At 58.9% G+C, this 19,872-nt stretch carries 18 protein-coding genes, 1 tRNA gene and 5 pseudogenes; 3 read left to right on the forward strand and 21 right to left on the reverse strand.

Annotated features, from left to right (window positions below; genetic code table 11):
- Positions 1–7 precede the first annotated feature (7 nt).
- From LRK71_RS13425 to LRK71_RS13520, 20 genes and pseudogenes are all read right to left on the reverse strand, one after another.
- The gene (locus LRK71_RS13425; RefSeq protein ID WP_232404339.1) at positions 8–1,144 is read right to left on the reverse strand and encodes an ABC transporter substrate-binding protein; all 1,137 of its coding nucleotides are present in this window, start codon (positions 1,142–1,144) and stop codon (positions 8–10) included.
- A gap of 384 nt (positions 1,145–1,528) precedes the next feature.
- The gene (locus tag LRK71_RS13430) at positions 1,529–2,227 is read right to left on the reverse strand and encodes a GntR family transcriptional regulator (RefSeq protein WP_232404340.1); all 699 of its coding nucleotides are present in this window, start codon (positions 2,225–2,227) and stop codon (positions 1,529–1,531) included.
- Positions 2,228–3,382 carry an acetylornithine deacetylase gene (gene argE / locus LRK71_RS13435; protein ID WP_232404341.1) on the reverse strand — a complete coding sequence of 385 codons (1,155 nt, stop codon included), beginning with the start codon at positions 3,380–3,382 and terminating at the stop codon, positions 2,228–2,230. It lies immediately after the preceding gene.
- A 4-nt stretch (positions 3,383–3,386) separates the two neighbouring features.
- A complete protein-coding gene (locus LRK71_RS13440) occupies positions 3,387–4,571 on the reverse strand; it encodes a M24 family metallopeptidase (RefSeq protein WP_232404342.1) in 1,185 nt (394 codons plus the stop codon).
- Positions 4,572–5,152: 581 nt separating this feature from the next.
- Positions 5,153–6,088: a hypothetical protein gene (locus tag LRK71_RS13445; protein ID WP_232404343.1), complete on the reverse strand. Its 936-nt coding sequence runs from the start codon at positions 6,086–6,088 to the stop codon at positions 5,153–5,155.
- Between the two features lie 17 nt (positions 6,089–6,105).
- Entirely contained in the window at positions 6,106–6,384 is a 279-nt protein-coding gene (locus tag LRK71_RS13450; RefSeq protein WP_232404344.1) for a hypothetical protein, read from the reverse strand.
- A complete protein-coding gene (locus tag LRK71_RS20525; protein WP_332460270.1) occupies positions 6,381–7,313 on the reverse strand; it encodes a DUF927 domain-containing protein in 933 nt (310 codons plus the stop codon). Before LRK71_RS20525 ends, LRK71_RS13450 begins: the two co-directional genes overlap by 4 nt.
- Positions 7,310–7,582, reverse strand: a complete 273-nt coding sequence (locus LRK71_RS13465; RefSeq protein WP_232404345.1) for a hypothetical protein — start codon at positions 7,580–7,582, stop codon at positions 7,310–7,312. Before LRK71_RS13465 ends, LRK71_RS20525 begins: the two co-directional genes overlap by 4 nt.
- A gap of 119 nt (positions 7,583–7,701) precedes the next feature.
- Positions 7,702–7,938, reverse strand: coding sequence for a helix-turn-helix transcriptional regulator (locus LRK71_RS13470; RefSeq protein WP_232404346.1), 237 nt, complete (start codon positions 7,936–7,938; stop codon positions 7,702–7,704).
- 396 nt (positions 7,939–8,334) lie between these two features.
- Positions 8,335–8,424 (reverse strand) — tRNA-Ser (locus LRK71_RS13475).
- Between the two features lie 401 nt (positions 8,425–8,825).
- Positions 8,826–8,936, reverse strand: coding sequence for a type I restriction enzyme endonuclease domain-containing protein (locus LRK71_RS20470; protein ID WP_332460271.1), 111 nt, complete (start codon positions 8,934–8,936; stop codon positions 8,826–8,828).
- 3 nt (positions 8,937–8,939) lie between these two features.
- A pseudogene (locus tag LRK71_RS20475) lies at positions 8,940–9,131 on the reverse strand (type I restriction enzyme endonuclease domain-containing protein); the annotation flags it as partial.
- Positions 9,132–9,512: 381 nt separating this feature from the next.
- Positions 9,513–9,857: a hypothetical protein gene (locus LRK71_RS13485; RefSeq protein WP_232404348.1), complete on the reverse strand. Its 345-nt coding sequence runs from the start codon at positions 9,855–9,857 to the stop codon at positions 9,513–9,515.
- 92 nt (positions 9,858–9,949) lie between these two features.
- Positions 9,950–10,303: pseudogene (locus LRK71_RS13490) on the reverse strand (transposase); the annotation flags it as partial.
- 405 nt (positions 10,304–10,708) lie between these two features.
- A complete protein-coding gene (locus tag LRK71_RS13495; RefSeq protein ID WP_232404349.1) occupies positions 10,709–12,559 on the reverse strand; it encodes an ABC transporter ATP-binding protein in 1,851 nt (616 codons plus the stop codon).
- 3 nt (positions 12,560–12,562) lie between these two features.
- Complete coding sequence (locus LRK71_RS13500) at positions 12,563–13,435, reverse strand: metallophosphoesterase family protein (protein WP_232404350.1); 873 nt, start codon at positions 13,433–13,435, stop codon at positions 12,563–12,565.
- Between the two features lie 81 nt (positions 13,436–13,516).
- Positions 13,517–15,070, reverse strand: a complete 1,554-nt coding sequence (locus LRK71_RS13505; RefSeq protein WP_232404351.1) for an ABC transporter substrate-binding protein — start codon at positions 15,068–15,070, stop codon at positions 13,517–13,519.
- Between the two features lie 77 nt (positions 15,071–15,147).
- On the reverse strand, positions 15,148–16,035 hold the full coding sequence (locus LRK71_RS13510; protein ID WP_232404352.1) for an ABC transporter permease: 888 nt from the start codon (positions 16,033–16,035) through the stop codon (positions 15,148–15,150).
- 4 nt (positions 16,036–16,039) lie between these two features.
- Positions 16,040–16,969: an ABC transporter permease gene (locus tag LRK71_RS13515; RefSeq protein WP_232404353.1), complete on the reverse strand. Its 930-nt coding sequence runs from the start codon at positions 16,967–16,969 to the stop codon at positions 16,040–16,042.
- On the reverse strand, positions 16,963–17,733 hold the full coding sequence (locus LRK71_RS13520; protein ID WP_232404354.1) for an HAD family hydrolase: 771 nt from the start codon (positions 17,731–17,733) through the stop codon (positions 16,963–16,965). The genes LRK71_RS13515 and LRK71_RS13520 overlap by 7 nt, the downstream gene beginning before the upstream one ends.
- A gap of 136 nt (positions 17,734–17,869) precedes the next feature.
- Between LRK71_RS13520 and LRK71_RS13525 the strand changes: the two genes are divergently transcribed.
- From LRK71_RS13525 to LRK71_RS13535, 3 genes and pseudogenes are all read left to right on the forward strand, one after another.
- On the forward strand, positions 17,870–18,796 hold the full coding sequence (locus tag LRK71_RS13525) for a LysR family transcriptional regulator (protein WP_232404355.1): 927 nt from the start codon (positions 17,870–17,872) through the stop codon (positions 18,794–18,796).
- A gap of 406 nt (positions 18,797–19,202) precedes the next feature.
- Positions 19,203–19,388 (forward strand): annotated as a pseudogene (locus LRK71_RS13530) (hypothetical protein); the annotation flags it as partial.
- Positions 19,389–19,393: 5 nt separating this feature from the next.
- Positions 19,394–19,462: pseudogene (locus tag LRK71_RS13535) on the forward strand (hypothetical protein); the annotation flags it as partial.
- Here LRK71_RS13535 and LRK71_RS13540 read toward each other — a convergent pair.
- Positions 19,460–19,630: pseudogene (locus tag LRK71_RS13540) on the reverse strand (IS3 family transposase); the annotation flags it as partial. The pseudogenes LRK71_RS13535 and LRK71_RS13540 sit on opposite strands and share 3 nt — an antisense overlap.
- Between the last annotated feature and the right edge of the window lie 242 nt (positions 19,631–19,872).

Consider the following 19,872-nt stretch of genomic DNA (forward strand, 5'->3'; position numbering starts at 1 on the left):
AGGTCTGTTACATGTTGCACTCGGATGCGTAGGCATCCGCGTGATTAGTCAGACCGGTGGCGATGATCTTGTTGGTAAAGACATCGCCTTCCTGGATCACTTCGCGCACATAGATGTTTTGCACCGGGTGATGATTGTTGCCAAACTTGAAGTCACCACGCACGGAGTCAAATTCAGCCGCTTCCAGGGCTGCCCGGAAAGCATCCTGATCCGAAACATCAGCCTTGTCCAAGGCGCTCAAGATCAGATTGGCGGTGTCAAAGCCCTGACTTGCATAGAGCGAGGGAAGGCGGCCGTATTTCGCCTGGAAGTCGGCAACAAAGGCCACATTGGCCGCATTGTCGATATCCTTGTTCCACTGCGAGGTATTCTTGATCCCCAGCGCGGCTGCACCAACTGCCTGCAGGATGCCTTGATCAAAGCTGAAGGCCGGGCCAACAACCGGCAGGTCCACACCGCTGTCAGCATATTGCTTGAGGAAGGAAATCCCCATGCCACCGGGCAGGAAGAAATAGACCGAGTCAGCACCCGATGCCCGGATCTGCGCGATCTCAGCCGCATAGTCGGTCTGGCCCAGCTTGGTGTAGATTTCACCCGCCAGTTCCCCGCCATACATGCGTTTATAGCCGGTCAGCGCATCCTTGCCCGCCGGATAGTTCGGCGCCAGGATAAAGCTGTTTTTCAGGCCCGCATCATTGGCATAGGCTCCTGCCGCTTCATGCAGGTTATCGTTCTGCCAAGCCACGTTGAAATAGTTCTTGTGGCAGCGCTTACCGGCCAGCGCTGAAGGCCCGGCATTGGGCGAGAGGTAAAACACCCCCTGCGCGGTCGCCGCAGGCACCACCGCCATAGCCAGGTTCGACCAGATGATCCCGGTCATGATATCGACCTTTTCGGACTGGATCATGCGGTCGGCAATCTGCACGGCGCTTTCGGGTTTGCGCTGATCGTCCTCGATCACCACCTCAACATCGTCGCGGCCTGCGGCTTCAATGGCCAACATAAAGCCATCGCGCACATCTACGCCCAGCCCGGCACCACCGCCGGACAGGGTGGTTATCATGCCGATCTTGGTCTCAGCATGGGCCGCCAAGGCCAGCGTCGACACAGCCGTTGCCACTGCAAGTGATTTTAGAATTTTCATGTCTTACATACTCCCATAGTACTTCAGGCTTTCGCCCTGCGTTGGCCGCAGGTGCATGGCGTTACTATTCCCACATCCGACGGGCGGCGCCAGTTATTCTTACCCCCATTCCGCGCACTCTCTAACGGAGCCTTGGCCGGACAGGGGCCCCGCAGTCTATCGCGGGCAAGTCTTGAGGAAACTGTAAGCGGCATCCTGCTTTTATTTCAAGGTTAAAATATTAAACCCTAAAACACAGCCTGTCTTGCTGGCCGCCGATCTGCCAGCGCCAAAGCAAAACGCCGAGAAAATGACTGGGAACTGCGATGCAAAATTGCGCAGAATTTCAACGGCCTGCCCGCACTACAGGCAGCACCAGAAGTCGCGGGCAAAGGGCGCCGCGCTTTAGCGGGCCTTTTGTTGTAACCGGTTAAAACTCATGGAAATATGGGCGCGCTGAATATGCGCCACCGCTTCGACATCGCCGGACTTCAGGGCGCATTGGATGGCCTCCAGCTGATGCTGGAAGATCTTAAACTCCTCTTCCAGATCCAGCTGCGCTTCCTCTGCCGCCCGCAGCCAGAGCCGCTTGGTCTGAAAATACAGCCGCTCTAGCGTCTGGCGCAGCGGCTGATTGGCTGTCAGCTCTTGCAGGGTCAGAAATACATCGATGTCAAACTGGGTAAAGGCACGCGCCGTGCCGCTTTGTACAATGGCTGCGCCGCGCAGGACCAATTGATCAAAGCGGGCAATATACCCGAAATCCGGCGGCACCGGATCCAGTCGCCCGGTCATGGCCGTCAGTTCCACCCGCAGCCGGTAGACCTGTTCCAGCGCATCAAAATCCGCATCGGTAACCAGGGTCCCCACCCCATGAAAGGACTGCACCAGCCCCTCATCTTCGAGCCGGGCCAGAACCCGGCGAATCGGAGTGCGGCTGGTGCCGAATTCTTCTGCCAGGGCCGCCTCGGAAAGGCGCATCCCCGGCAGATAGTCGAGCAGGCAAATCCGCTGGCGGATTTCATGGTGCATCAGGGCATGACGATCCCGCACCGTCAGCCCCTCATCTGCCAATGCCTCTTGCGTCAAAGGAACCTGGGTCACCTAAAGATATCCCCCAAGTCTCTTGAGCACGGACAGGCATTGATCCAGCTGATCCAGGGATAGATACTCATCCGCCTTATGCGCCTGATTGATTGAACCGGGGCCACAGACCACCACATCCATGCCCAGAGCCTGGAAAATACCAGCCTCGGTACCAAAAGCGACCAGATCGGCGCCATTGGCCCCGGTGAGTTCGGACATGATACGGCGGGCCTCATTCTCGGCCATGGGCTCCAGCCCGGCCACTTCGCCAATGGTTTCCACCGTGATATCCGCCTCGGGATAGATCTGGCGCATCTCTGGTAAGAGCTCTTCTTCGCAGAGGCGGCGCAGCTCGGTTTTGACAAGATCCGCGTCACGGGCGCAGACCGGGCGCATTTCCCAATCGACCTGCGCCTTTGGGGCGATCACATTATGGGCGACACCGCCCTGCATCGCCCCAACATTTACCGTCGTCCAGGGCGGATCAAAGTGGCTGACAACAGGGGCCATGCCCCGCAGGCGCTGTTTCAGCTGCAAAAGCTCTGATACATAGCGCACGGCATATTCCACCGCGTTGACGCCAAGGTCGGGGGCCGAGCCGTGCCCCGGCAGGCCATGGAAATGGGTGCTATATTCATAACAACCTTTGTGCCCCTCGATTACCCGCATCTCGGTGGGCTCTCCGATGATGGCAACGCCAGGCAATATCCCGCGCGCCGTCAGATCTTCGGCAAGATGCTGCGCGCCCAAACAGCCGACTTCCTCGTCGTAGGTAAAGGCAAAGTGGATTGGCCGGGCATTGACCTGGGTCGCATAGATCGGTGCCATGGCCAGGGTCGCCGCGATAAAACCCTTCATGTCGCAGCTGCCGCGCCCATAGAGCCGCCCGTCGCGCTCCTCCATATTGAAGGGATCGCTGCTCCAGTCCTGATCCGTGACCGGCACCACATCGCTGTGCCCCGACAGTAAAATCCCGCCGTCGACTTCTGGGCCAAGGGTGGCAAAGAGATTGGCCTTGCGACCACAGGGCGAGGTGGTGAAATCGATCTTGGCTCCACAATCATCAAGCAGGCCTGCGGCATAGGTGATCAGCGCCTGATTGCTCTCGCTCGAGACCGAGGGAAAGGCAATCAGGTCATTGAGAATTTCCCGTGTGCGGGCATGCAGCTCCATCGCATCAGTCCTTAACGAAGAGCTTGCGCTCTATGTTGCACAGCGGCTCGGCCGATCCGGTTTCGGTGATCAAGATGGTCTCGGTGGTTTCCAGCCCCCAGGTATCCATCCAGAGTGCAGGCATAAAGTGGAACACCATCCCCGGCTCTAACACGGTTTCATCCTCACTGCGGATAGACGCGCTGCGCTCGCCCCAGTCAGGTGGATAGCTGAGGCCGATAGGATAGCCGCAGCGCCCTTCCCGGTGGATGCCATGACTTTTCAGCACCCCGACAAAAGCATTGGCAATGTCACAGGTGCGATTTCCCGCCCGCGCCGCCTCTAGCCCGGCAGCAATTCCTTCCAGCTGGGCTGCCTCGGCATCCAGCACCTCTTGCGGGGGCTTACCCAGATAGACCGTCCGCGACAGTGGCGCGTGATAGCGACGGTAGCAGCCGGAAAGTTCAAAAAAGGTGGCCTCCCCCTCTCGCATCGGGGCACCATCCCAGGTCAAATGGGCAGCGGTGGCATCCAGCCCCGACGGCGTCAGCGGCACGATCGCCGGATAGTCGCCCCAGAGGTCATCAACCCCGGTGATGCCGGCGTGATAGATGTCCGCCACCAGATCATTCTTGCGCAGGCCTGGCTCGGCCCGGTCGATCGCGGTAGACATGACCTTTCCGGTGATGCGCGCCGCCTTGCGGATAAAATCGATTTCGTCTTCGGATTTCACCAGGCGCTGCCAGTTGACCAATGCAGTCGCATCCAGCAGCTTCGCCTGCGGCAAGGCCTCGGCCAGCACCATATGCGCCTTGGCAGAGTAGTAGTAATTTTCCATCTCGACGCCAATCCGCGCCCCGGCAAAGCCAAGCCGGGTGATATGTTCGGCCAGATCCTGCATCGGGTGACACTGGGTCGACTGCACATAATGATCGCCATAGCCAAAGATCTGGTCCGTCCCCATCCAGCAGGTGCGCCCGGCACCAATGCTGTCCATATGGCGCCCCCACCAGATCGGCTCTCCTTCCAGCCCCAGCAGGACCCCCTGATGCACATAAAACGACCACCCATCATAGCCGGTCAACCAGGCCTGATTTGACGGATCAGTGACAAAAAGCAGCTCGATCCCCACCTGCTGCATGGCAGCGCGGGTCTTGGCAATTCGGCGGGTATATTCAGCACGGCTGAACGGGGCGTTTCCTGGGGCCAAAGAGGTGTCCTTTCGAACATAGAATTTCATGATGTGTACAACACCAATGGTGATTTGGTGTTTGGTAGGAATTACTGGCACAATTCACTATAAACGCAAGTGATTCATTTCCCGTTGTACACAAATGGATAGATTTCACGCGACAGCTCTCAAAAACATGCCACTGAAGAACGACCAACCGGACAGCCGGAACCGCAAGATCGCCCCTACCGATCCCTACGGTCGCAGGACGACCTTTGTGCGCGGTTGAAACATATAAAGGGCATCCCCTTGCCCCCCACATGGATCAAAGACAGACCAGCGCCCAAGCGCGCCCAAAAAACAAGAGAGACACAACTCAGGCCCCGTACCGCTGATTTCTCTACTCAGCGCCAACCTTTCGATTCATCTGCCTATTTTGCATTATTTCTGTGGTCCAGCACTTTTCCCTATTGCGCCTTGGTGACTGTTTGGATACCTCCGCCCACGGAGACGTGGCCGAGTGGTCGAAGGCGCTCCCCTACTAAGGGATTGTAAGCGCCTGTAAAGAGGTAATTTTATCCTTTCGTCAGTCCAATTTGACAAATCTTGGCCAGCTGCACCTACTGCTCATCATCAACGATTTCCGTTTCACGATGATTGAACCAAGCGCCTTTCAATCGCGATCGGATTGCATCCGCAGCCGGGCGCCCCGCGTCGATCATGACGGTCTTTAGACCAGGCTTCTGAGCAAGAGACTTCTCGACCATTCGGACGCAACTAAGCACCTTTGCATCTGTGGGGGCAATGTCGCGTGCTGTGAACAGTAGCCGAAGAACGTCGGCTTCGGTTTTTGGCTGCATGGCACGCAGTGATATTAGATCTTCTATGGTTGCCACCAGATCATCTTGCGATCGCCGGGCCATCCATGCGTCAAGCTCTGAGTGCGATGCTCGACCGGAGAAGGCGCTGTTGCGTATCTCAAGGTTGTGGATGCGGCGTTCAAGGGTCGCAACAAGGCCAAGATGTAGCCCTTCGGCTGCACTTAAAAGGTCTTGCAGCCACTCCGCCATCAGGTGTTTCTGCGCGGCGGTCTTTAGGGAGTTGTTACCCAGAAGGGCTGCACCGCCTATTGCAGGGCCCAGTATGAGCGCGCCGGCCGGACCAATAGCGACCAGACCGAACCAGGCTCCGGCCTGGCTGCCCGCAAAGGTCAGTGCACCGCGAGACGCGCCGTCGAGGAGCAACCAGGCAGGCAGGTCCGAGAACGGCACCCTGCCTTGAGCTACTTCGATCCCACCGCGGAGGACACCAATCGACAGAGCGAACTGCAAGATGTCAGGGTCAGCGAGATCGGCCGCATGGCCGAGCGTCTCAGCGATTTGTTCTTCGATTAAACCAATCTCGAATCCTGGTAGGGTGGTCACCATGTGTGCCCACGGCGCGCCACTCTCGGCGGCCTGCTGGGCCAGTACGGTATTGGCTATCACGGGGATATCGGGGTACTTTTCGAAGTGAACGGTCAGGTTGGAAAGCGAGGTGCCACACTTCACCTGCACGGCCTGATCATCGACAATTAGATCAAGCCCAGGCGTGTTACTTGCGTCAGCAAGGCGGATATGGTTCCCATCGCAATCAGTTGGTCCATCACAAGGCGCTCAGCGGTGTATCCCCGCAGTGACCATCCGGCATGGGCATTCACGAAATCACTGGCACAACAAGCAAATGCCACGGGATCCCCAAGGTCCTCGGTGCGGGAGAAATCAGCGGCTTTCATGACGTTCGCATCGAGTGATGCTGCATGCCAAAGCATCTCGTCGGCTGTCAGACCCACGACAAGTGATGCATCGATCACATCCGTGATACCCTCTTGATGGACCAAGGGGCCGGAGGAGCGCCCGCAGGAGGTGGGACAGGGCCGACGAGGCGGCCATTGAGAACGCCCATCTTTCTTCGAAGAGCAGATCGGTCGCTTGCCTGCATCCAATCAAGCGCCTCCGACTGCGAGCGGTCAAGTGCGCGCATATCAGTCAAGAACTGTGCCAAGCCTGTTTCACCGTGATGTGTGCCTTGTGCAGCCAACATGACGCCGAGGCGTGCCGCAAGCTGGCTGCGAACATTCACGGTGACGGGATCGCCAAAGAGATCGATCACCGCTTCCGCCGTCGTGCTGCCTATCGCCTGTTCCAGAGTGAGCCGCATCAGATAGGCCGGATCACACCGCAAGGCACGCGCCATCGAAGGCACCCGATCCAGAGCCAGCTTGCTAGTGCCATTCTTGATCATGGTCACCATGTTGGGGTTCGGGAAACCGGCCTCGCTCGCGATCTGCGACTGGGATTTCGTTGGTTTCAGTTCGAGCACCCGGCGTTCGACATATTTCGCCAAACGGGTGTGCTCCTCCAAAGATAACTCACCGCTCGACAGCACCGGCACGCTCCAGCGCAGGGTCTGCTGAGACCTGCCATTGGAATTCATACGCGTCTTGCCGCGACCATTTGCCAGCATATAGACGATTTCACCTGCCACGCGCGGTTCTACCTGGTGCAACTCGTCGAGCACCAGCAGGCTGTCGTTGCAGGCTGCAGCGATCCCTTCAATGCCATTGTCGGTTCCGCGCCAGCTCTGCACGAAGGACGGCGCCCCCCAAACCGAGGCCGCCACTCCCAGCAGCATGGACTTACCGCGCGACGAGACACCGCGCAGATGAAAACCTCCACCATCACGCCCCAACACCGACAGGAGCGGCCCGGTAAAGGCGTGAGACAACGCCAGGATCATCATCGGGTTTCCAATGCAAGGTTCGGCTTACGACAAATCCCCTTCACCATCAGTGGCGAACAGATCCGGACCGGTATCAGATCCTCACCTTCTTCCGGCCGCAAGTGATAGATGCCATCGTCGTCCAAGAAGAAACCGGAGGGCATGCCATCCGGCGATGAATCCGTGATCATGTCAGGCACGACACTTGTCGGCAATTCGGCGTTCATAGGAAAGGAAACGATATTCTTGTCGCTGAAGGTGGGGCTGAACGAGGAGATGTGGTCTGTCACGATGAGGTCTCTCTTTGGCAAAAGGGGAGCGTCCGGCGCGACAATAGCCGCGCCGCCAAGTCTCGTTGCGCCTCTGGAGGTAGAGGCGCTGGATCAAGGGGATGGAGAAGAGGCCGCTGTTAGCTCGCCATCAAAGCGTCCGGCTCGAAATCGAGATTGAAGACGAGCCCACACGCAAGCTGCCCCTCCCACTCCTCGATGTCTATAAGACGCCAACGGGTGGTCGTTCCGCCCAACTTCACAGGGGTGGGAAAATCACCTTTGCGCTTCCAGCGCCAAATCGAGTCTTTGGACACGCCGAAACGGTGGGCAACCTGATCAACAGAAAGGTAAAGGGTATTCGCAGGGGTGGGCACTATTGAAGATCTCCTGTTTAGGCACAAAACAATACTCTGCCCGGGAGAGGCATTTCTGACCCGGCAAAGCTTGCTCATGCGCATAGTGGTGTATGGATTTAGCTATAGCAGAATTGGCTTCGAATTGCCTGAGAGTTCGAGAGAATTCTGAGCGAATTCGGTATTTTCCATATTTGCTGATGCAAGATGCCCTTGCCAGCTGCTCATCACATCCGCCAGGCCTAGGGCACAAGGTGGAAACAACGGGGCTTGAGACACGTCAAGTCAACAAGCTTCAGAGCAGCAGCCCGTTGCATTTCACTGCATTCAATAGGATGTTTTTTGGTGGCAAGGTTGGTGGCAAGAGAATCTCAACAAGCATTAATTTTAATGAAACCAATGACTTGGTGAGATTTCTGGCGGAGACGAAGGGATTCGAACCCTCGAGACCCTTCCGGGCCTACTCCCTTAGCAGGGGAGCGCCTTCGACCACTCGGCCACGTCTCCGCTGACCCGTTTAGAGAAGGTTTCCAAAGGAAACAAGGCGAAAATCACATTTTTCTCGAAGCGTTAAAAAATGCTCCATCAAAGTGTTTTACGCGCCAAATAGCCCGTTTCAGCAAGGGTGGTTGGCAATAATCTGTCAACGAGGAAATGGCTCGCATCCAAGGAGAACCAAAATAATTTACGAAGACAAACCTGCGCTCTGGGTCGAGGCGACAGCCAGTAGAATCACCCAGCAACCTCACGGTTGGAAACGGGCTACGATCAATATGATCTGGTCCAGTTTCAACATCGAAGATGCTATTCCACTGATGCCGTTGAGATCGCTTGGTTAACATTTCTGAGAAACAGCGTTTCAGGTTTCCACAACGTAGCTTTCCTCAAGATGTTCGCTCTCACCCAAGCTACATCATGCGCGCCATCGCCTCCGCTTGCTTGATGACAAGTTTGACCGCGTCAGCCTGAAGATCAGGTGGATAGCCAAAGCGCCACAATATCCTTTTCACGGATGCCACTGCTCGATTCAAGATTTGTTCAATCGCGAAATCAGGCGAGGAATTACGCGCTGCGCCACCCTTCACGTCCAATTTTTGCAAGGCTGCGCGCACTGCCAGGAAAAAGGCAACTTCTTCGGCATTCCGGGAAGTTTCAGGTGATCCTACAGCCAGTTTGAATGCCTTGGCCAACGCGGCGACAACATCATGAAACCTCTTCCCGAAGTCCTTATACTCCCCGTCCTATCGTCCGCCCCACCGACATACAGTCTGGCATTGGGGTTCTGACCCGGGCAAAGATCTGTCAAATGATCGCGCTCGTCGAATGCGTGGACGGCATTTTTCTTGCAAAGGGTGCTGCTGCAGGTGTTGTTGCCAAGCTTGGCTTGAACGTCGACGTCGCTGCAAAACAGATTCAGGCCGCTCAGGATGATCTGGACAGATCGACTGCCTCCGAAGGTGATTTGCGCTTTCGCCTCTGGGCTCGGCTCACCGAGGCATTGGCGGTACCGTCTGACCCACCACTCTCGACGAAATCCGCAACCAGAGCGGCCTCTGCCTTTGCGGTAAGGGCCGCCGAACGTCTGTCACCATCAATTAAATCCCGCCACCGGGAAACCAATCGAGAGCCAGAAGAGGGCGGCTTTGCCACGCGGATAGGCGATAAGGCTGCCTCGTATCACCGGCACGGACGATGGCAACCACTTGCTCGATCACAGTGTTGGCCGAATCCAATCCACCCAGCAGATTGAAGAGCCGGGGCAACAGCGCCTTTCGGATTTCCGCTTCGATGCTCGCCGGGTTGATCGAGTGGGATCGCACAGCATTCTGCACCACGCCATCAATGAACAGGGATTCTTCGACCAGCTTGCCTTCACCCAGATCATCAAACTGCCCCTGATCCAGTGATATGGCAAACGCCCCGTAGAACGCCTGGGCCATCCTGTTGTTACCAAACCCATCCGGCACCGATGGTGTGGCACGGTCACCCCACGATCTTAGAAATGAAAGACGACTACTTTGACCTGACACGCACTCTCGCGGAAACGGCCATGGCGGTTCTTTGAAAAAGTAGAATGATCTGGAATGCGGTCACTCAGATCGAGGCGGCAAAACCAGCGATACGCCAGGTTCAGATGCACTTCTTCACAAAGGCGGCGTTCGGACCGGATGCCGAAGCAATAGCCGACCAATAACATCCGGATCAGCAGTTCTGGATCAATCGACGGACGGCCTGTGTGGCTATAGAAATCTGCCAAATGCCCTCGGATGCTGCTTAGATCGAGATGCCTTTCAATCGACCGCAGCAGATGGTTTTGCGGGATATGATCTTCCAGCGAGAATTCGTAGAACAGCGCCGCTTGCGCTTCCTGCTTCGGTCCCATCATCGCTAATCCTCCCGCTCAATACAGAAATTGAATCAGCCACTTGCCTACGGATCAAGGAATAGCTTTTCAAAAAAATCGGCGTAGAGCGAAAGTTCGCTGCAGGTGCGAGAGACACGTGTCAAAAAGGAACAAGCGGCCATTCACGCCCCCTCTGATTATTGCGTCGATGCTGCGATATTCATCGAGTTTGGCAATGCTCTGATGGACTTGCCCAGAGGTTAGTCGGGCGGTGGCAGCCCGACGCTAACCCTACGTTTTCATCGCTGCGCTTGAGAAACATCGGCCGGGAGGCGAAGCTCAGGTCATAGGTTCAAAAAATATCTCAGATCCAACCTCTATTAATTCTGTTCATGCAATAACCCGTATATGCAATATGACGAAACACCCTACGGCTGGATCCGGACCTCAGACCTGTTCGAACTGGTTGGCCCGTGTTGATAGGGAACCTTCACGATCTGTCACCTTCTCTTCTGGCATGTGCTTTGGGCGAGCAGAAAGAAGCGCGTCGGCAAGGGGCTGGACCGCAACGTAGTGGCGGGGGCTTACCTCTCTCATCACTGAACATTCCGGCGTTTGTCCCACCGGAAGCACCAGTTTTGGTGGCTGCACGGCCGACAGGTTCGGGCGCCGCGCGTGACGCAGCGATGGATCGGGGACCGGCACCGCTGTAAGGAGACGCTGTGTATAGGAATGCTGCGGATTATGCAGCACCGCCTCGGTGGGGCCGGTTTCGACAATCTGACCAGCCCACATCACGGCGACCCGGTGGCTGACCCGTTCGACCACGGCGATGTCATGTGAAATAAACAGAAAGGACACCCCGTCCTCGGCCTGCAACCGCGCCATCAAGTCGGTGACTTGGCGCGCAACCGACACGTCCAGCGCCGACACCGCTTCATCGGCGACGATCAGGGCTGGGCGGACCGACAGCGCGCGGGCAATACACAGCCGCTGTCGCTGCCCGCCGGAAAACTGATGAGGGAACCTGTCCGCGGCAGCGGGTTCCAGCCCGACCTTTTGCAAAAGGTCCTCGGCCAGCGCCTTGCGGTCGCGGCGCGACAGACAGTGGTGGATATGGGCCGGTTCGGTAATCAGGTCGCGCACGGGCATGCGCGGGTTAAGGCTGGCGAACGGGTCCTGAAAAACCATCTGCGCCCGCTGGCGAAGGGGACGCATGTCGGCAGCATCCAGCCCGGTAATTTCGCGCCCCTCCAGCCGGATACGGCCCTGGCTGGGATCAATCAGCCGCAACACGGCGCGGGCCAGAGTGGATTTTCCACAACCGGATTCGCCCACCAACCCCAGGGTTTCCCCCGGCGCGATGGAAAGCGAGACACCGTTCACTGCGTGATAGTCAAGATGTCCACCAGGCAGCAGTCCACGTCGCACCGGAAAACGTACCGCCAGGTTTTCAACCGCAAGCACCGGAGCGGCGGGGCGCAGCAAAGGCCTGGGCGCGCCACTGCCAAGTTTCGGGGTGGCGGCCATCAGGTGCTGTGTATAGGCAGCCTGCGGACGGTTGAAGATGTCGGTGACCGGACCTTCCTCGACCTTGTCGCCCTGTTTCAGCACTACCACGCGGTCGGCGATATTGGCGACAACGCCCATATCATGGGTAATGAACAGCACGGCGGTGCCGATCTCCTCCTGCAACTGCCGGATCAGGGTTAGAATTTCAGCCTGGGTCGTCACGTCGAGCGCCGTTGTCGGTTCGTCCGCGATTAACAGATCAGGGCGGCAGGCCAGCGCCATTGCGATCATCACCCGCTGCCGCAACCCGCCCGACAATTCATGCGGGAACTGGTTCAGCCGCCGCTCCGCTTCGGGGATCTTTACCCGCTCGAACACCTCGCGCGCTACGGTACGGGCCTGCGCCGCATCCATCCCCTGATGCAGCCGCAGCACCTCAGCCACCTGATCACCCAGGGTCATCACCGGGTTCAGCGCCGTCATCGGCTCCTGAAAAATCATCGACACCCGGTTGCCGCGCACCCGCTGCATCTGCCGGTCGCTGAGCACGGAGAGTTGCAGGTCCGGTGTGCCGTGCAGGGTAACGGTGCCGCCCGCGATCCGGCCGCCTTCACGTTCGATCAGCCGCAGTAGCGCCAGCGCCGTTGCAGATTTTCCGGACCCGGATTCACCCACCAGGGCCACCGTTTCCCCCTTCGCAATATCAAAGGATATGCCTTTGACAGCCTCATGCGATCCGAAGTTCAGGCAAAGATTGTCGACACTCAGAAGGGGGATGCGGGTCATGGCTCAGCTCTCGGTCTTTGGGGTGTGGGTGCGCTGTTCGGGATGATCACGGAAATCGGGCATGACTGGGGTCCAGCGCCGGACGGACGGAGTGATTTCGGCACGATAAGGATCTTCGCCGACCACGTCCCACCGGACGGTTTCGCCCAGTTCGATCACCCCCATCGCACCAGCGGGAGAGCCTTGGGTGGTGAAGCTTTCGGTCAGCGATTGCTGGGTCAGATGCGGGATACCGTCGACGGTAGTGACGGTGTTCCAATGCACGTGCCCCGACAGGCAGACCACCGGCACCCTGGCCTGCGCCAGAGCAGCACGGGCGCGATCAGCCATTGGATAAGTGGAATAACCCGGATTGTTCTGAAAGTAGTAGTTGCCGATCTGGGAATGGCCCGACACTGGCACGTGACTAACCACAAGAAGGGGTCGGTCTGCGGCTTGTACCGTGCGGGACAGCCACAACAGGTCGGCTTCACGCAACACAAAACCGCTGTGTTCCGGCGTGCGCAGGATGCGGGTGTCTGCCCGCCACAGCGCGATACGCCAACCGCCGATATCCTGGGTTTCGTGGCCCAGAGACTGACCAAGGATCTGTTCGTTTTCCGCGACACTCAGGTGATCGCGGTCGTGGTTGCCATTGAGATGCCAGATCGGTTTCTCGACGGCGCGAAAGGCCTCGGCCACCTCTGCTTCAAGCCGCAGGTCAGTGTCGTGGTCGACATCGGAAATCCGGTCGCCCAGGTCCAGTACCTGATCGACATTGGCGTCGCGCACGTAGTGGGAAAACTCATCCATCAGCCCCATGGCGGTATCACCGCGCTTGGTGGCAGAAGGGGTTCCGTGGTGGATATCGGAAACGATGGCAAGGCGAACACTCATAGGGGGGACTTTCTAGAATTTAGAGGACAGAATTTGGAGGACGGAGGCCCGCCGCCGCCTGGGCGGCGGGCCATATTATGATCAGTTCGATGCGAAGGAGATAGCGCCTGCGCGGAAGTCGAGCACATAGGGAATGTGGCCTGGCTTCGGTGCCCAGGTCACGTCCTTGCGCATCGCCCAACTTTCAAACGGGCGGTAGAGAGGCAGCACTGGTGGGTCCTGCTTGATGCGCTCCATCAACTCGCCATAGGCAAGCTTGCGGGCCGCGACGTCTTTCGAGAAGCGGAAGCGTTCCCAGATTTCGGCATAGCCTGCATCGGTGTTGAAGCGACCTTCACCCTCGGATGGGCCATTGGGGGCCCACATCACGCCGAAGGATCCGAAGGGGTCGGCGAAATACATCGGGTTCGACCAGTTGCGGGTCATCATCTCGGGCGCGCGGCCCGACCATTTCTCGGCGATGTTGACGCGACCGTTGACACCAACCTCTTTCCACATCTCGGTAATGGCCTGAGCTGCCAGCATGCCGTTGGTGTAATAGGTCGGATGGGTATCAAAAGTGATCTCGGAGCCGTCGTACCCTGCTTCCTTCAGCAGCGCCCTGGCCTCTTCAGGATTGTATTCGAAGGTCTTGAGCTCCGGCATGTAGAGATCGCCGTATTCCTTCAGGGTGTGGGTGGACGGGACCACCGCCTTGCCCAGCCACAGCGCCTCGTTCAGCGTGTCGCGGTCGATGGCGAGGCTCAGCGCTTGACGGATGCGCGGGTCGCGCAGCTTGGGGTGGTTCACGTTCATGATCATGACGTGGAACAGCGGCGTAGCACTGCCCACCGTGCGCAGGTTCTGATCGCTTTCGATCAGCGACAGCTGATCGGGGGCGATATTGGTGACGATCTGCGCTTCACCGGTTTTCAGCGCCGTCACCCGGGATGCGGTTTCGGGGATATGCTGTACGGTGGCTTTGGCCAGCGGCGCCTTGTCGCCCCAGAAGTCGTCGAACCGTTCATAGACAACACGTTCGCCCGGCACGAATTCGGAAACGCGGTAGGGGCCGGTGCCGACGGGTGCCAGCGAGAAGGCTTCGAAATCGTCATGCTCGACAACCTTGGGATCGCCAGTCAGGCCTTTGGTATAGTCCTCGGGGATGATCATGACCTGCTGTAGGTTCAGCAAGGTTTCCCACAGGGGTTCTTCTCTTTCGACCATGATGCGCACGGTCAGATCGTCGACTTTCTCGACCTTGACGAAGTTGGACAGCCGGTCGCGCGAGCGCACCACGTAGGGTGGAAAATCAGCCTGGTACATACGGTTGAGCGAAAACACCACGTCGTCAGCGTTCATCACTTCGCCGTTGTGGAAGGTCACGCCGTCGCGCAGCTTCAGTTCCATGGTCTTGGGATCGACCAGCTCCCATTTGGTGGCCAGGGCCGGAATCCATTCGGTGTCCAGCGTGTCGTGGTTCTTGCCGATCAGCGTGTCAAAACTGTTGTAGTAGAATTGCGACCCGACGTTGGAATGATCGCGGCCGGGGTCGAGGTAGCTCGACACATTGGCGGCGCCAACGGTGATTTCCTGGGCGCAGGCACCCGAGGCGACCCCTGCGGCGAGGGCGGTGGAAAGCAGCAGTCTCAGCATTGTCTTGTCTCCGTAAGGATTGAATAGACGTTTGAAGGAAGCGGGCGTTTGCGCCTCTGTTGTTGGTATGTTCGGGGTTACCTTTCGCGCAGCCGCACATCGGCGCCATCGCGCAGCCAATCGCCAAGGATCTGCACCGCGAAGGTGATCAGCAGGATCATCATCGCCGGAGCGGCCACGATCCACGGCGCGGTGGGCATGTAGTCACGGCCGATCCCGACCATCGATCCCAGCGTCGCGGTGGGCGGCTGCACACCAAGACCAAGGAAGGACAGGGTGCTTTCCAGCAGCACGATATTGGACAGGGACAGGGTGAACTGCACCACGATGGGCGATACGATATTGGGCAGCAGGTGATGCCGGGCGATGCGCAGCGGGCCGGCCCCAGCAGCGCGGGCCGCCTCAATGAAGGGCATGTTCATCAGCCGCTGCACCTCACCGCGCACGATGCGGGCGTATTGCTCCCACCCGGCCAGGCCCAGCACCAGCACGATCACCTCGATCGACGACCCCAGGATCGCCAGCAGGAATAGGGCAACCAGGGTGAAGGGAACCGCGATCTGAGTGTCGACCGCCGCCATGATGCCGGCCTCGGTGCGACCGCCGACGATGCCCGCCAGCAGCCCCAGCGCGCCGCCGATCAGCAGTCCCAGCGTTGCGCCCAGAACCGCCAGCATCAACGTCAGCCTAAGCCCGTAAAGGCCGCGTGAAAACACGTCACGGCCCAGCTCGTCAGTGCCCAGAAGGTAGCCTGCCTTGGCGCGCTCGAACCCCAGTGGCGGGCGCAGACGTGAAATCAGGCTTTGCGAACTGGGATCAAAGGGCGCGATCAGCGGCGCAAAGATGGCGAGAAACACCAGCAACAGCCCGATCACGATCGAGGCCTTTTGGATCACGTCAGCGCCGCGCCAAAGCTGCAATGCGGCGGCTGGGGCGGAGGTCGAGGAAACGGCGGGATGGGTCATGGGATCAGCCTTTCAGGGTGTGGCGCAGGCGCGGATCTGCCCAGGCATAGGCAAGATCAATGACCGCGTTGATCACGATCACCGCCAGAGCGACGGTGAGCACGCCGAATTGCAGCACCGGATAGTCGCGGCGCAGGGCCGAGGTGACCAGCAGATCGCCGATGCCAGGCCAGGCAAAAATCGCCTCGATCACCACTGATCCGGATGCCGCCAGCCCCGCCACCTGCAGCCCGATCACCGACAGGATAGTGATGCCCGCATTGCGCAGCCCGTGTTTGACGATCACCGTGTGTTCCGGCAGCCCTTTGGCGCGTGCGGTGCGCATGAAATCCTGTCCCAGCACGTCCAGCATGGCGTTGCGGGTGAAACGGGTCAGCGCCGCGATCAGCCCCCCCGACAGGGCCACAGTGGGCATGATGAAATGCAGGGCGGTGCCGTTGCCCACCACCGGCAACCAGTTGAGCCAGTAGGAAAAGACCAGCACCATAAGGGTAGCGAGCACAAAGTTGGGCACTGCGTAGCCGAGGAAGGCCATGACCATGACCGCGCTGCCGATCCAGCTCTTGCGCCAGATCGCGGCGGCGATGCCCAGCGGGATCGACACCAGCAGGGTCAGCCCGACCGCCGAGAGCAAAAGCTGGGTCGAAGGCCAGATGCGCTCCATCACAATTTCCGCAACGGGACGACGTTCGATAAAGGAGAGGCCGAACTGGCCGTCGGTAAAAGAGCGCAGGAAGGCAAAATACTGCGACAGAACCGGGCGGTCGAGTTCGTAGTAGGTGATCAACAAGTCGCGGTCGTCGCTCGTCATGCCTTCGCCGATGACAAAGTCGATCGCATTGCCCGACAGGCGGGTGGCGAAGAACACGATGGTGACGATCACAAAGAAGGTCAGCACCATCCGGATCAGGGTGCGCAGGGCATAGCTTAGCATGTTTTAACTCCGGTTATGGTAGGGCAGACGGAGATGCCGCCCGGACGCGCCAGATGGACAAATTCGACACCGGCGGCGGCTGCCGCCATGCCGTCGGTTTCGGCAGTGTCTCCGATAAAGACGGCAGCCCCGGCTGCAACGCCCGCACGACGCAGCGCCTCGTACGGCATATCGGGCGCGGGCTTACCGAGGCTGGTCACCTGCGCCTGCGGCACAATGGCCGAAACCGCCGCCCAAAGCGCGCCGGTTTCGGGCAGCGGGGTGCCGTCAGCAGCGGGGTGGCTCCTATCCGGATTGGCGAGGCTGACCGGGATACCAGCATGGGCGTATTCGGCGATGCGGGCGATATCGGAGAAGCTGAGCGCAGTGTCACGCGCCAGCACCACCCGTTGGGGCGCGCTGCGGTCGGGCATCAGCCCCAGCTGGCGCGCCAGATCCTGCAGGGGATCATTGGCATAAAGCGCGATCCGGGCACCGGGGCAGTTCCGCTGCAGGGCGCGCAGGGTCATTTCCCCGGCCAGCAGCAGTCGGTTTTCAGACAGGCCGATCCCCAGCTTGTCCAGCCGTGCCGCCAGGGTCTGCGCGGTGTCGGTGGAATTATTGGACACGATCCACAACCGATCGCCACAGCGTGCGAACAGTTCTGGAACCTGCGGCAGCACCGTATCACCGGACACAAGACAGCCGTCCAGATCGGCCAGAATGGCCGCACGGTCGGGCCTGGGGCTGTCAAGAAACTGCTGCAATCGGATCGGTTGTGCCATGCCAATATCTCTCTGTTCGGGGAAATCCCCGTTTGCGCCTGCAGGCACGGTGTTGCTGTTTTCGTTGGGCCGGTTGAGCGGCTGTTGTTAGCTTTCTGTCGCCCAACTGTAACCGGGGTGTTACGGATGACAGCTTATGTTGCAGGTCATGAAGGTATCGGTTTCACAAACGGCCTCGGGCCTGTCGCTTTCGCGTTTGCGTGCCCTCACGGCGGTTGCCGAAGAGGGGTCCTACTCCGCCGCCGCACGGAGAATCGGCATTTCGCACAGCGCTGTCGCGCAGCAGGTCCGCGATCTGGAACGCGCCTATGACATCCACCTGTTCGACAGGCTGCGTGGGGTGATGACCCCAACCCCCGCTTGCCTGGAACTTTGCGACATCGCACATCGCATGCAGCGGGCTCAGGGGGACGCCGAACGTGTCCTGGCGCGGCGCGGCCCCTCGGGTAAACACCGGCTTCGGATCGGTCTCGGGAACTCGATGCCCGGTATCGCCATTGTCAGCCGCGTGCTTGATCTAAACCCATCGCTGACGGTGACGGTCGAAAGCGGATCACATCAAGAGATCATGGCGGCCGTGTCCCGCCGCGAGGTCGACGTTGCCCTCCTGCCCGACCTGCCCGCTGATCCGCGCTTCCGCCGTCTTCCAGTCCTTTCACAGGAAGTCGTGGCAATCGTGTCACCAAATAGCCCGATGGCGCAGAAAAGTGAGGTGTCGCTGGCGCAGCTCGCGGCCAGCCCGCTGGTATTCCGGTCTCCGGGGTCCTCCACTCAGAAGGTGGTCGACCGTGGCTTCCGGCAAGCGGGCCTGGTCCCTGAACCGCGATTGACCGCGGACACCCGCGATGCTGTCTACGAAGCAGTGGCGCTTGGGATCGGTGTCGGTTTCATGTGGCGCTATGGAACCTACAGAGCCGACACCGTGCGCCGGATCAGCGTCCCGGAATTCCGCTCTCGCGTGGACGAGGTCGTCTTTGCCCTTGCCGATGAAAAAAACGCTCTGATCAATTTCTTCTTCAACACGGCGAGCCAGGTCCTACCGGATGCGTTGACACCGATCTGACGATTTCAACTTGGTCGGTTTCCAAGCCACCCCATGTGGCAGGAACGAAAAAGATGCAGCACCCAGCCTCGGCCAATGCGCGCATGTTGTCCGCCTTCGTTGGAGACCAATTCGTTACCGTAATAGAAGTCCAAAAACCTGCGCGGGATCTTGCCTGAGCGTCACCATGTCGACTGCTTGCCGATCGCGCAGATGAGCAACAAAGGTTCGATTAAATGGAACAGACCCGCGGCGAACAGCCTTTTCGCCGCGCCCCACACCGTCGTCTTCCTGTTGGGGCACCGCCCTGTCGACCGCTGCCGCTCCCGCTTGATGCCCTCTATTCATGATTGCGATCTTTGTCCTCGACACTATCGGCCCACGTCGGTATCCTACCCCGCAAGAATGCGAAGCTGTGGAAGACCGTCACCGCCGGAGCCGCGTCGAAACGAAGATGCACTGTGTGAAACTGCTGGGCCAGCGGCTCATGGCGCGGGACTTCGACCGCCAGGTCGCCGAAACCCAGGTTCGTATCGCTGTCCTGAACGGCTATACCGCCCTCGGGATAAAGGTGAAGAGGGCGGATATGTTGTCGAAGGCACACTTGAGCTAACGGTAGAAGATCAAGTCATGATCCTGAAGCCAGGGGACTCATTCCGCTTCAAGTCGGCTAGGCCACACGGCTAGACGTCCCTTCTTGGGTTGTTTCATTGACACTTTAAGCCCCTCGCACCGCCATAGGCGTTCCACACGTTTGTCATTCACTTGCCAGCCTGCATCTCTCAGCAAGGCAGCCACCCGGTGGTAGCCATATCTGCCGTACTGGCGGGTCAGTTCGATCATGTCCGCGACCATCGCTCTCGCCGCACTCGTCATCTATTGGTTATGAATCCTGATCCTATGCTGCACCAGCAATGAAAGGAGCAGACCTTCGCCGCGCCTGCAGCCGTCATATAGCATCTATCGTCTGCTGAGCGGACGAAGCGGGCTTTCGCTGTCGCTGCTGCAATGTCGGCTCTGACGAAACAGTCGAGCAGGCGTTAGTTTGTCGGGAGTCGAGCAAACGGGAGTAGTTTTTTCCGACCTTTTGAGTCAGC

Origin of the sequence: Pseudophaeobacter flagellatus (assembly GCF_021228235.1) — a bacterium.
GTDB lineage: Bacteria > Pseudomonadota > Alphaproteobacteria > Rhodobacterales > Rhodobacteraceae > Pseudophaeobacter > Pseudophaeobacter flagellatus.